The organism is Arthrobacter sp. N199823, from assembly GCF_002929705.1.
In the GTDB taxonomy this organism is placed as follows: domain Bacteria; phylum Actinomycetota; class Actinomycetes; order Actinomycetales; family Micrococcaceae; genus Specibacter.
In genome coordinates, this window is sequence record NZ_PJIN01000001.1 from 179,239 (window position 1) to 190,753 (window position 11,515).

At 61.5% G+C, this 11,515-nt stretch carries 12 protein-coding genes and 1 riboswitch; of the genes, 6 read left to right on the forward strand and 6 right to left on the reverse strand.

Annotated elements, in window-relative coordinates; all coding sequences use genetic code 11:
• Positions 1-245 precede the first annotated feature (245 nt).
• Together CXQ93_RS00795 and CXQ93_RS00800 are read right to left on the reverse strand one after the other, a co-directional pair.
• On the reverse strand, positions 246-1,616 hold the full coding sequence (locus CXQ93_RS00795) for an NAD(P)-binding protein (protein ID WP_104108596.1): 1,371 nt from the start codon (positions 1,614-1,616) through the stop codon (positions 246-248).
• Positions 1,617-2,071: 455 nt separating this feature from the next.
• Positions 2,072-2,530, reverse strand: coding sequence for a MarR family winged helix-turn-helix transcriptional regulator (locus CXQ93_RS00800; protein ID WP_104108597.1), 459 nt, complete (start codon positions 2,528-2,530; stop codon positions 2,072-2,074).
• 151 nt (positions 2,531-2,681) lie between these two features.
• Here CXQ93_RS00800 and CXQ93_RS00805 point away from each other — a divergent pair, with 151 nt between their 5' ends.
• Together CXQ93_RS00805 and CXQ93_RS00810 are read left to right on the forward strand one after the other, a co-directional pair.
• Positions 2,682-3,902: an MFS transporter gene (locus CXQ93_RS00805; protein ID WP_104108598.1), complete on the forward strand. Its 1,221-nt coding sequence runs from the start codon at positions 2,682-2,684 to the stop codon at positions 3,900-3,902.
• Positions 3,903-3,945: 43 nt separating this feature from the next.
• A complete protein-coding gene (locus CXQ93_RS00810; protein ID WP_219817306.1) occupies positions 3,946-4,773 on the forward strand; it encodes an aldo/keto reductase in 828 nt (275 codons plus the stop codon).
• A gap of 146 nt (positions 4,774-4,919) precedes the next feature.
• Here CXQ93_RS00810 and CXQ93_RS00815 read toward each other — a convergent pair whose 3' ends face one another.
• Positions 4,920-5,228, reverse strand: a complete 309-nt coding sequence (locus CXQ93_RS00815; protein ID WP_104108599.1) for a rhodanese-like domain-containing protein — start codon at positions 5,226-5,228, stop codon at positions 4,920-4,922.
• A gap of 132 nt (positions 5,229-5,360) precedes the next feature.
• Here CXQ93_RS00815 and CXQ93_RS00820 point away from each other — a divergent pair, with 132 nt between their 5' ends.
• On the forward strand, positions 5,361-6,473 hold the full coding sequence (locus CXQ93_RS00820; protein WP_104108600.1) for an LOG family protein: 1,113 nt from the start codon (positions 5,361-5,363) through the stop codon (positions 6,471-6,473).
• Between the two features lie 166 nt (positions 6,474-6,639).
• Here CXQ93_RS00820 and CXQ93_RS00825 read toward each other — a convergent pair whose 3' ends face one another.
• Positions 6,640-7,731 (reverse strand): VIT1/CCC1 transporter family protein, encoded by a 1,092-nt coding sequence (locus CXQ93_RS00825; RefSeq protein ID WP_104108601.1) that lies wholly within the window; start codon positions 7,729-7,731, stop codon positions 6,640-6,642.
• Positions 7,732-7,933: 202 nt separating this feature from the next.
• Here CXQ93_RS00825 and CXQ93_RS00830 point away from each other — a divergent pair, with 202 nt between their 5' ends.
• Both CXQ93_RS00830 and CXQ93_RS00835 read left to right on the forward strand, forming a co-directional pair.
• A complete protein-coding gene (locus CXQ93_RS00830; RefSeq protein ID WP_104108602.1) occupies positions 7,934-8,191 on the forward strand; it encodes a hypothetical protein in 258 nt (85 codons plus the stop codon).
• 152 nt (positions 8,192-8,343) lie between these two features.
• Entirely contained in the window at positions 8,344-8,571 is a 228-nt protein-coding gene (locus CXQ93_RS00835) for a biotin/lipoyl-containing protein (RefSeq protein WP_104108603.1), read from the forward strand.
• A 98-nt stretch (positions 8,572-8,669) separates the two neighbouring features.
• Here CXQ93_RS00835 and CXQ93_RS20340 read toward each other — a convergent pair whose 3' ends face one another.
• Both CXQ93_RS20340 and CXQ93_RS00840 read right to left on the reverse strand, forming a co-directional pair.
• Complete coding sequence (locus CXQ93_RS20340; RefSeq protein WP_146073123.1) at positions 8,670-8,960, reverse strand: hypothetical protein; 291 nt, start codon at positions 8,958-8,960, stop codon at positions 8,670-8,672.
• 12 nt (positions 8,961-8,972) lie between these two features.
• A riboswitch (SAM riboswitch) is annotated at positions 8,973-9,083 on the reverse strand.
• 90 nt (positions 9,084-9,173) lie between these two features.
• Entirely contained in the window at positions 9,174-10,655 is a 1,482-nt protein-coding gene (locus CXQ93_RS00840) for a sodium:solute symporter (RefSeq protein WP_104109141.1), read from the reverse strand.
• A 208-nt stretch (positions 10,656-10,863) separates the two neighbouring features.
• Between CXQ93_RS00840 and CXQ93_RS00845 the strand changes: the two genes are divergently transcribed.
• On the forward strand, positions 10,864-11,451 hold the full coding sequence (locus CXQ93_RS00845) for a cupin domain-containing protein (RefSeq protein WP_104108604.1): 588 nt from the start codon (positions 10,864-10,866) through the stop codon (positions 11,449-11,451).
• The last annotated feature ends 64 nt before the right edge of the window (positions 11,452-11,515 follow it).

Consider the following 11,515-nt stretch of genomic DNA (forward strand, 5'->3'; position numbering starts at 1 on the left):
TCTGTACTAGAGAGGCCCCGTGGATTCTATCCGCGGGGCCTCTCTGGCGTTTTGGGTGCTGGGTCTGGGTCTGGTGCTCGAGTCCGACGGAGCCCCGTCGAGACCGACGCAGCGCTACGTCTGACTCGACGGCGCTCCGTCGGTCTCGGCGAAGTGGGCGTGCGGGAACGAGTGCGGGCGCCGGTGGAAGTGGGGAGTGGTTGGCCGGGTGCCTCGCTGCGCCGCTGCCGGTATGCCGCCGGAGCTCAGATGAGCCGCGCCAGGCCCTCAAGCCCTCTGGGAACCTGAACTTTTAAGCGGGCCAGCACATCCTGCAGGTCTGCGGTTCTGTCTTGCTCCGGTGGCAGTCTTGCGGGATTGATGGCGACTCCGTCGGCCCAAGCCTTAATATCGGGTTCGGAACCGAACGCCATGCCTGCTATTGCGCCGCGGAGGGTCATGAAGGCCCAGTCCGCAAGGGTGTTTGGATACGGAGTGGGCGGGCAGAGCCGGTTCTTCTCCGCGTCGTCACTGCGGGTGGCCTCCACATATCCGGCGAGAGCCGCCCCGAAGCATGGGAAACCTGCCCGGATGGGTTGCAGGGTGATGGCTGTGCGGCCCCAGAGGGGAATGGTGGGCGGGTATTTCAGGCCAGATGCCGCGCAGTGCACCACGACGGCGTCCTTGGCAATAGCGAGCGAGCCGCCATCGAGCGCGATGCGTCCTGGCTCAACCCGGCGGACATGCCCCAGCCGCACCACGTGCTCAATGGTACGGAGCAGCTTGAGCTCCCACGTCGCCAGCGTGGGCGTTTTTGCCATGGTCGGTGTCACCGATCGGTCGATTCGAATCATGATGCCGGAGTCCTCTAGCCGCAGGAACAGCTCCTCCAGTGTTGACGCCGCCGCAGCTGTCTCCATAATGCGGGCGGCTGCGCCTAGGAACAACGCTGGATCTGGTTGAATCATTGCCCGGTTGAGCATCCAGGGCTCCCGCGGCCTGATCCAGCAGATGTTTCCAGCATCCACGCCGCGAGTCAAAAGCCAGATGCAAGTGTCTGTGGCTGTTTTGCCTGAGCCGACCACCACGTATTCGCTGGAGGCCTCGTCGAGACGGGCGAGGCTGTTGACAGTGATGGCGTGGGCGCCAGTCGCGACGTCGAACGGCGGCGGCGTATCGGCCGGAATGCTGGGGGAGAGGTACCGCGCGTCGACAACCCGGCACTTCGGCGGCACCTCAAACCGCTTCCCCGAGATGCGGGAGACAAACTGACGGTCCGCCGAATACTCGCAATTGGCGAAGAACTCGACGCTGCCGGTATTCAACATCTGCTCGTTCAGGATGTGGCCGTAATAGGAACAAATCTCGGCCACGTCGGCCCGCTCGTGCAGGCCCGCCTCGGGCCCGTGGCGCTGAACTCGTCCGCCGCCCAGCAACGTGGATGCGACACCGTAGAAGGCGGACGCTTGATGCAGTCGGACGAATGGATAATCATCGAGCCAGTGCCCGCCAACCCAGTGGCGGCGGTCCACCAGAGCTACCCGAGCATTGGAGTGGTCGATCAGCGCATCGGTGAACGCCATGCCCGCGGCACCTGCCCCGACCACGAGGTAGTCTGCTTGCACTACACGCGTCATGGACTAATCCAAGCACCGGGGCGGTGACTGAACAATGGATTCCGGAGTATTTCTGCAAAAGCAGGCACACAGGAAGGATCCCCGAAAGGCGCAGGAACGGGAGACGGCGCCCGGGCGGCATTGCACCCCGAAAGTTTCTCCATAGCTGGCTGCGCCATCCACGGTCTCCGCAATCGAGCGTTGGCTTCGGCCTGTGTTGTCAGCTGGTCCGCGATCGATGCATGGACATATTTGGGGACCGCACGTGGGGCACTCCCGATTAGGGAGCTCAGTACTAGGCAGCGACCGTTAATGTCGCTGGCCCATGGGCTGGTATGCGCCCACGGATCAGGGGCTACTACTGACGCCCGGCTAGGCCTGGTGCTCGAGTCCGACGGAGCCCCGTCGAGACCGACGCAGCGCTACGTCGGTCTCGACGGCGCTCCGTCTGACTCGACGAGCGCGGCCGGGTGGCGCTACGTGGCAGGAACCACCGCGTGGAGCTGGGGGAGTGCGGTGACCAGCGGCGCCAGCTCGGGCAACTGGGCCGCTTCGGCGAGGGCGCACTCGAGAGCCTCGTCGTGGACAGGCCGCGCCATGACTAGGAGCTCGGATCCCGCGGGCGTGAGTTCGGTGTAGATGCCGCGGCGGTCATCCGCGCACAGAATCCGCGTGAGCAGGCCGCGATCCTCCAGCCGGTTGACCAGGCGTGTGGTTGCGCTTGGGCTCAGCGCCGTAGCCCTGCCCAATTGCTGCATGCGCATATGCCAGCCATCTTGCCGCGCCAAGGCATCCAAAACTGTGAACTCAACAACGGAGAGCTTGGCTGCATTCTGCAGCGACTTTTCCATGCTGGATTCAATCAATCCGTGCAGAGCCGCCAGAGTTCGCCACCCCTGGGCGCGAACTTCGACGGCGTCGTCCTTGATGCCCATGGACCTTCCCTTCCCGAGATTACGTGCTTTGTAGCACAAAAGCATTTAGTTGCTTGCGCGCTATAGTTGCGTGTGCAACAATTTATAACGCGTCTGCAACTAATAGTTTACGCATATTGCAAGCAGTACCCAAGTCTCCCGAAGGAATATCATGCCTCTTGGCCTCATTGCACTGGCCCTGGGTGGGTTCGGCATTGGACTCACTGAGTTTGTCATTATGGGCCTGCTGCCTGAAGTCTCAGCCGATTTCAATGTCAGCGAAGCCACCGCCGGCTGGCTCATTTCCGGCTACGCGCTCAGCGTTGTCATAGGCGCACTCTTCCTCACCGCCGCCGTTACCCACCTTCCGCGTAAGCCCGTGCTGGCCTCACTCATGGTGCTTTTCATTGCAGGAAACCTGTTGTGTGCCATTGCGCCCGATTACAGCACCATGATGATTGGCCGCGTCATCGCCGCCCTCTGTCACGGAGCGTTCTTCGGCATTGGCGCCGTGGTGGCCGCCGACATGGTGGCACCCAACAAGAAAGCTGGTGCCATCGCCATCATGTTCACGGGCCTCACCGCGGCCAACGTCCTGGGCGTGCCGTTGGGTACCTTGCTCGGCCAGCACGCCGGATGGCGCTCCACCTTCTGGGCCATCACGGCGGTCGGCGTGATTGCCTTGGTCGGCATTTTGCTCCTGGTCCCCAAAATTCGCCACGAACGCAGCGCTGGCCTCCGCGGTGAATTGCAGGCCTTCAAATCGCGCCAGGTCTGGCTTTCTATTGCCGTGACCGTGCTCGGCTACGGCGGCGTGTTCGGCGCCTTCACCTACATTGCCTTCACCCTGACCAATGTCTCCGGATTCGACCCGAGCTCCGTGCCGTGGCTGCTGATTCTCCTCGGCGTAGGCCTGTTCATCGGCAACACCCTCGGCGGCAAGGCAGCTGATAGGAACGTCGACAAGACGCTCATGGTGATCCTGCCAGCCCTGGTTGTCATCCTCGCCGTGTTCGCGCTGACAGCCACCAACCAGCCCATGACCATTGCGTCGCTGTTCCTGATGGGTGGCATTGGTTTTGCTACCGTTCCCGGCTTGCAGATGCGAGTCATGAAATGGGCGACGGCGGCACCCACCTTGGCGTCCGGCGCCAATATTGGCGCGTTCAACTTGGGCAATGCCTTGGGTGCCTGGTTGGGCGGAGTCACCATTACTGCCGGACTCGGCTATACCTCGCCCATCTGGGCTGGTGCGGGGCTGACCCTGCTGGCCGTGGGTGTCATGGCTTTCGCTGCTGTCGACGGCCGCAAAAGCGACGCCAAAAAGCTCACCCGTCCATCCGCCGTCGACCATGCTTCGCAGCATGAGCCCGCTATTCCAGCGGCACTGTAGTACCCACTGATTTCCCGTACCATCAATGAAAGAAGAGCACATCATGACTTCCATTCCCACCATCACCCTGAACAATGGCGTGGCCATGCCGCAAATCGGCTTCGGCGTATTCCAAGTCCCCAATGATGAAACGCAGGAGGCTGTGACGGCCGCCCTGGCCGCCGGTTACCGCAGTATCGACACGGCTGCTGTCTACGGAAATGAGGAGGGTGTGGGCCGCGCGTTGGCCGCATCGAAGCTGCCACGGGCGGAATTGTTCATCACGTCCAAGGTATGGATTTCCGATCTCGGATATGCCGAGACACTGGCTGCTTATGATGCGAGCCTGGCCAAACTCGGTCTGGAATACCTCGATCTGTACCTGATTCACTGGCCTGCTCCGGCAACGGATGCGTATCTGGAATCGTGGAAGGCACTGGAGGAACTGCTGGCGGCTGGCCGGGTGCGGGCGATCGGCGTCTCAAACTTCCTGCCTGAGCACCTTGAGAAGGTCATTGCCCTCGGTGGAACCGTTCCGGCGGTGAACCAGGTGGAGATCCATCCGGCACTGCAACAGCGGGCCATCTCTGATTTTGACGCAGCGAACGGCATCGCCACCGAGGCATGGAGCCCGCTGGCCCAAGGTGCGGTGCTGAGCGATCCAGCAGTGCTGGCCATTGCCGAGGCGCACGGAAAAACACCCGCTCAGGTGGTCCTGCGTTGGCATATGGAGCAGGGACGGATCATCATTCCGAAGTCTGTCACCCCGGCTCGCATCGCCGAGAATCTGAACATCCTTGACTTCGAACTCACTGATGCAGATCTCGCTGCGATCGATGCCCTTGAGCGCGATGGCCGCACAGGCCCGAACCCGGCCGACTTCAACGGCTAACTCGAACTGTTCCGCCGGTGGATGTGGAGCCGACGTGGCAAAAATGCTGCCGTTTGACGTTTTCGCTAGTGTTTGAACTCTAGCGAAAACGTCAAACGGCAGCATTTTTTCGTCGGAGGCGGCGCAAATGGTCACGCCAGAGCCGTTTAGGCGTCCGGCGGCACCATGGGCAGGCCCTCGGCTTCCCATCCGCTCATGCCGCCAGCCAAGGTATCGGCGTTGAAACCGAGCTCGGTCAGGGCTGCTGCGACCCGTCCGCTGCGACCGCCACCGTGGCACACGGCAATGACGCGGCGGTTCTTATCGAGTTCTCCGGCACGCTCAACCACTGAGCCGGCAGGAATGTGGACCGCGTCCTCGATCATGCCCGTTGCCAGTTCGGGGGTTTCGCGGACGTCAATGATCTGAACGTCGGGGTCCGCTGCCATGATGTCGGAGGGGGTGATTTCTTGCATGAGTGCTCCCGAAGGTGAGGTCGACGCGCAGGCAATGCCCCGGCGTCGAACATTAAAGTGATACTCCCACCGTAGCCGGAACGCCGCCTTCCGGAGACGCGCCGCCACTGGACTCGCGGCTAAGCTGAAGGCGTGAATGCACCCCTGGCGCCTCAGGCCCGCACTGTTGAGATTGAAGATCTGGACCGCTTTGCTGAGCTGGTTGCCGGCGGTGCGACGTCCATGCGTGGCTGGCATTTCCAGTCGGTGGATCTGCGCGAGAGCTCGGCCGCGCTCGTGCAGTTGCGTGCTGCGGGCGCTATTTTCATGGGCTGCAGCTTTGCTCGCGGAATTGAGGAGTTGCTGCGTGGGCGCGGAGCCCTGATTTTCCCCGCGCTGGAGCACCTGCCGTTCAACGCCTACCGCGGCCACCTGTACACGGGCGCCGAACTGTTCGCCGGGATTGCTACCGCTGAGTACCAGGACGTGCCGGACTCCAGCATCTATCAGTGGAGCCTGCAGGCCCGGCCCTCCCTGCACTCCACGCTCGCCACAGCCATGCACGATCACGCCATAACCGACGCCCTCGATGATTTTCTCGCCAAGCAATCCGCGCCGATGGTGGGTGTCATGGGCGGACATGCTGCGGGGCGCGGGACGGACGCCTACGCTCAGGCGGCACAGTTGGGGCGGGCCCTGACCCATGCCGGATTTCTGGTGGCGACCGGAGGTGGTCCCGGTGCCATGGAGGCTGCAAACCTGGGTGCCTACCTCTCCACGTACGACGCCGGGACCTTAGAAAGTGCCCTGCTCACCTTGGCTGCCGTCCCCGGCTTCCAGCCCTCGGTCACCGATTGGGCGCGGGCGGGGATGTCGGTGGTGGAACGGTATCCGGATGGGGCCCAGACTCTGGGGATTCCAACCTGGTTTTACGGGCACGAGCCGCCCAATGTATTCGCCAGCGCCATCGCCAAATACTTCACTAATGCGCTCCGCGAAGCGATCTTGCTGGACCGCTCACGTGGTGGGATCGTGTTCCTGCCAGGTGCGGCGGGGACTGTCCAAGAAGTGTTCCAAGACGCTTGCGAGAACTACTACGCCGCCGAGGGGGCCGTAGCACCGATGGTGTTGGTGGGGCGTCACTATTGGAACGTAGAAGTCCCCGTACTGCCGTTGTTGCAGCCCCTTGCCAAGGGCCGAATCATGGCGGACTTTGTACATGTGGTGGATACCGTGGAGGAAGCCTGTCAGGTTTTGACGGGCTAGTCCTGTCAAGACGCCCGTGATTTCGACGCCCGCGCGCCCGAGTGTCCAGATAACGTACGGTTTCTGGTGGTTTTCGGCCTCATAACGGCATTATCTGGACACTGACCGCCGGGTCAGGGCCGGACGAGCGCCTGACCGCCGGGTCAGGAGCCGATGAGCGCGTGAATTACCCGATCACGCCGCCGAACGCCAAGCCCAGCAGGTAGGTTGCCGCGGCGGCGCCCATGCCGATAGCCAGCTGGCGCAGTCCGCGCCACAGCGGCGACGCTCCGGAGAGCAGGCCCACCACGGCGCCGGTGCCCATGAGTGCAATGCCCACCAATACGCAGGAGAGTAGCAGCGAGCCGATTCCCGTCATGCCAAAAAGGAACGGCAGGATTGGAATGATGGCGCCAGAGGCGAAGAAGCAGAAACTGGATCCGGCAGCGCCCCACGCAGTGCCCAGTGTTTCGTGGTCGTCAGGGGATTCAAAGTTCTCCGGCCGCAACGACAGGCTGGGATCGCAATCGCAGGTGAATGCTCCCATGCGTTCGGCTGCACGATGCTCGGCGGCGTCGCGTGACATGCCGCGGGCCAGGTACACCAAGACGAGTTCGTTGTTTTCCAGATCCAACGACTGCGCGGCCGTCAGGGTGACCTGGGTGGGCTGCGAGGCGTCGAGGAGTTCGCGCTGGGAACGGACCGAGACAAATTCGCCGGCACCCATGGACAGTGCTCCTGCCAGCAGGCCTGCGATACCGCTGAACAACACCACTTGGCTGGAAACTCCCGTGGCGGCCATGCCGACCACCAGCGAGAGATTGCTGACCAAGCCATCGTTGGCACCAAAGACGGCTGCCCTGAAGGAGCCGGACAAACGGATGCGCCCGCGTGTGGCCAAGCCGCGGACCACTTCCTCATGGATGGATTCATCGGCTGCCATGGCGTCGGTGGCATCAACATCGGTAGCGTACGGCGAACGGGACTCGGAGCGTTGCGCCAGCGCCAGGACAAAAACAGAGCCAAAGCGCCGGGCCAGCAAGCCCAGCATTTGGTTGCGGAATGACGCCCGGACAGGAGTGCCCGCATGCTCGCCCAAGAGGTCCAGCCAGTGCCGTTCATGGCGACCTTCAGCTGCGGCCAAGGCTAACAAGATGGCTTTCTCTTCACCGTCACGGCGTTTGGCCAAGTCCCGGTAGACGGATGCTTCGGCTCGTTCATCGGCCAAATATTGGCGCCACCGCTTGATTTCAGCGGGTGTGGGTATTCGTTCGGGCATGGGGTGCTCCTCTAAGTCAGCACTCACTGTAGCCCGGATTTCCAAGGATTTTCAGCCGGTGATCCTCCTAAAAAGGTTTAGGTATGCCGGAAAATTGCCCCAAAAAGTAACAATGTGAAAGTACTTGACGATGCGGAAAGTACTTGCTTATAGTTATGTCAGAACTTCAAGCAGCAACACCAATTAAGCCAAGGAGCTCCCCATGAATGCCATTCACAACGCCACGACCGAGCAGATCACCACTGCCAAGAACGACGGAACCCGCTACATGTGGATGGGCTTCACAATGGGACTAGCCTGCATGGTTGCACTCTTCATCGCAGGCCTTGTCACTGGTAGCGCCGGTATGACTGTTATGGCAGCCAGTACGGCAGCTGTTCTCGCCGCCGTCTGGACCTCCACCGCGGTCGCAGCGAAGAGCATCGCGAAGAAGAAGGCAGTGAGTGCAACCGGCGCCTAAGTGCCGGGGCCGCATGACCAGTGCCCCAGTAGTAGAGGGCCTCACTCGGCAGAATCATTCCGGCAGTATCGTCACCCGGACGCCAGTTCTCGCCTATGCTGAAACTTCAATGGCCGCGCGAGTGGTCCGGCTTGGAAAGGCGGCACCGCGGCATGGAAATCCTCTTCCCCCAGATGTCCGGAGACCTCACCGAACCCGGTGTCCTGCTCGAATGGCGGGCCCCCAATGGCAGTACCGTGATTGCCTACCAAATCATCGCCGAAGTCACTGTTGACAAGTTCGACGCCGAGATCAACTCCCCGGTGGGCGGTACCTTGGAGTGGCTGGTCGAGGAGGGTGACGAGGTGGCTCAGGGCGCACCAATCGCCCTGGTCCGTTAGGCGCGCTGGGCGTTAGGAGCCCGCGCAGCCAGCCCACCAAACTAACACCGCGGCTAAATTCTGGAAGGCCATACTCGGACAGTCCGAATTTGCCAGAACTAGTAGGCGAAGAGGCGAAAGCCCACGTTGCGTCCGGAGCGCACCCCTGTCTGCGCCACCGTAACCACCAAGGTTCCCAGCTCGGGAATCCACCTGGCCGGCCTGACCGCCTGAGTCAGTGCGACGGCAAGCTGTTCCGGCTCCTGCGTCCCATAAGTGTGGTGTCCGGTGGGCGTTTGAAAAGTGACGGCGCTGCGGTGGAAGTCCACGGCGGGCAACACCGGAATCCCCGTTGACTGCTGCGGAGCTGTTTGGCGGGGACGGGAGGTGATAGGGGTGCGTAAAGACATCCAAAAGACCTTTGCTTGCTCTTGCCTGCGGAGGTTTCCACCGGCCGCTTCTTCATCCGAACCACCCGTGAAGCATGGGGTTGGTGTGCGGCCAGTCGGAGCTTGGCGCCGCATCTCATGAAGCTTTCTCTAGAGTACTTCTTTAACGTCCGACGGCGGTGGGGCGACGTAATAGATTACGTGGGCCCACCGCCGTCGTGCTTGGGAAAAGTGTTACTTCACCAAGGTGGCGCCCTCGTCATCCGGGTTGGTGTCCGTGGCGGCCGCAGCGAGGCGATCGTCCCACGCCTTGCGGATATGTGCCGGGGTGGCCGGGGTCAGCAACGAGACCACAATGTAGACGATCAGCGATGCGCCGAGGCCAAAGTAAATCGGCTCATTGGCATAGATACCGTCCGCGCTGGGGATGATGGCCGTGGCGTACAAAACCAGCATGATCAGGGTCAGGGCGCAACCCACGGCCATGGACCAGGCGGCTCCGAGGCCCGTGCCGCGCTTCCAGATGAGGCCGCCGATGATGGCGACAAGCAGCCCGCCCACCAGGATGTCGTAGGCGATGGTCAGGGCAAAAACAACGTCGCTGACCACGATGGAGATTACGATGACCAGCACGCCCAGGATCAGGACGTACCAACGGTTGGCGCGGACATCATGCTCGGGGTTGGAGGTGTCGGAGGCGTCGATGGTCTTGCCGAACCAGCTGGCGACGAAGGGGACAACGTCCTTGCGAGCCACTGTCGCGGCGGCAATCAGCGCCCCGGAAGCAGTGGACATCATGGCGGCCACGGCGGCGGCCATGACAATGCCGCCAATACCGATGGGCAGCAGGTACGTGGCGACCTCGGCGTAGACAGCGTCCTTGCCTAGATTTGCGACGTCAATGTTGGGCAGTGCCACGAAGGCGGCCATGCCGATCATGGCGCCGGCAACACCGTAGAGGATGCAGTAGATGCCGGCCGTGGCGCCGCCCCAACGGGCAACCTGCGGATCCCGGGCGGTGAAGACGCGCTGCCAGATGTCCTGCCCGATCAACAGGCCCAGGGTGTAGACCACAAAGTAAGTGATGATGGTCTGAACGCCGATGCCATCCCACTGGAAGAAGCTGGCGTCAACGCGCTCCTTGATGCCGGCCAGGCCGCCGGCAGCGTTCCAGGTAAAGGGCAGCATCAGGAAGAAGATGCCCACAGTCTTGATGACGAACTGCACCTGATCGGCCAGCGTAATGGACCACATGCCGCCAATGGTGGAATAAATCAGCACAATGACACCGCCGATTGCGATGGCCAGCCAGCGGTCCAAATTGAACAGCACCATGAAAATGGTGGCGTAAGCGCCCGTGGAGGTAGCCGAAATCATGATGGTGTAGGCCAGCATGACGATGCCGGACATCTTGGTGGTTTCCTGGCCATAGCGCAGGCTCAGCATCTGCGAGACAGTGTAAATCTTCAGCTTCTGCAGGGTCGGGGCGAACAGTAGGCTCAACAGCAGCACGCCGACGCCGATCGCCACTACCAGCCACATGCCGGAGATGCCGAACTTGTAACCGAGCCCTACGCCACCCACTGTGGAGGCGCCACCGAGGACGACGGCGGCCATGGTTCCGGTGTAGAGGAAGGGGCCCAATCGGCGTCCGGCGACCAGGTAATCGCTATTGTTCTTTGTCCGCGATTTCCCCCACCAGCCAAAGGCAAGCATGGCCACCAGATATAGGATGACGATGGCAATATTTAAGTCCACGTGGTGCTCCAATATGCGAATTGATGTGAGATGCCCAGAAGTGTGGATGAGGATCCCGACGAGCAAAATTGCCCTTTAGGCAACGTTTGTTGTCTATTAGGCTAAACTGTGATTGCGGTTACAGTCAATGTACGCATGAAATTCTGGACACCCTTGAGGAGCCGTCGTGAAAGCTTTAGCCCTAGAACCTAGTTCCGGGCCGGTTGCCATTGGTTCGCGCATCCGTGCTGCACGGCAGGATCAGCGGCTCACCATTGAGCATGTAGCTGAGGCTACCGGATTGACGAAGGGCTTTCTGAGTCGGGTTGAGCGCGATCTCACCTCGCCCAGTGTGGCCTCGCTGGTCACGATGTGTCAGGTGCTTTCCATTTCCATTGGTGATTTGTTTGCTGTTCCCGAAACGCATTTGAGTCGCAAGGGTGAGGGCCCGCGAATCTCTCTAGGTGGCGAAGGGATCGTGGAGCGCCTCTTGACCTCACGCTCGGAGCGGCGGCTACAGGTGCTTGGGGCCACCATTGAGCCCTATGGGCGCGGAGAATCGGAACTGTATGCCGTGGACTGTGACGTTGACGTGCTGCACATTATTAGTGGTGAGCTGACGCTCATCATGACCCAGGACTCCTACGATCTCAAGGCCGGGGATACGCTCTCCTTCCCGGGTCGCGAGCCGCACAGCTGGGAAAACCGCACGCCTCTTCCGGTGGAAGCGCTGTGGATTTTGGTTCCCGCCGCCTCGGGCTCAGGAGCGAGCTAGAACGCGATTATTGTGGGCTGATTACCGGGCGGTAATGTATGCGTGAGTCACTTCACATAGGAGA

Coding starts and splice junctions, on each gene's coding strand:
- CXQ93_RS00795 (WP_104108596.1), bottom strand. CDS start 1,616: ATGACGCGTGTAGTGCAAGCAGACTACCTCGTGGTCGGGGCAGGTGCC.
- CXQ93_RS00800 (WP_104108597.1), bottom strand. CDS start 2,530: ATGGGCATCAAGGACGACGCCGTCGAAGTTCGCGCCCAGGGGTGGCGA.
- CXQ93_RS00805 (WP_104108598.1), top strand. CDS start 2,682: ATGCCTCTTGGCCTCATTGCACTGGCCCTGGGTGGGTTCGGCATTGGA.
- CXQ93_RS00810 (WP_219817306.1), top strand. CDS start 3,946: ATGACTTCCATTCCCACCATCACCCTGAACAATGGCGTGGCCATGCCG.
- CXQ93_RS00815 (WP_104108599.1), bottom strand. CDS start 5,228: ATGCAAGAAATCACCCCCTCCGACATCATGGCAGCGGACCCCGACGTT.
- CXQ93_RS00825 (WP_104108601.1), bottom strand. CDS start 7,731: ATGCCCGAACGAATACCCACACCCGCTGAAATCAAGCGGTGGCGCCAA.
- CXQ93_RS00830 (WP_104108602.1), top strand. CDS start 7,934: ATGAATGCCATTCACAACGCCACGACCGAGCAGATCACCACTGCCAAG.
- CXQ93_RS00835 (WP_104108603.1), top strand. CDS start 8,344: ATGGAAATCCTCTTCCCCCAGATGTCCGGAGACCTCACCGAACCCGGT.
- CXQ93_RS20340 (WP_146073123.1), bottom strand. CDS start 8,960: ATGTCTTTACGCACCCCTATCACCTCCCGTCCCCGCCAAACAGCTCCG.
- CXQ93_RS00840 (WP_104109141.1), bottom strand. CDS start 10,655: ATGCTTGCCTTTGGCTGGTGGGGGAAATCGCGGACAAAGAACAATAGC.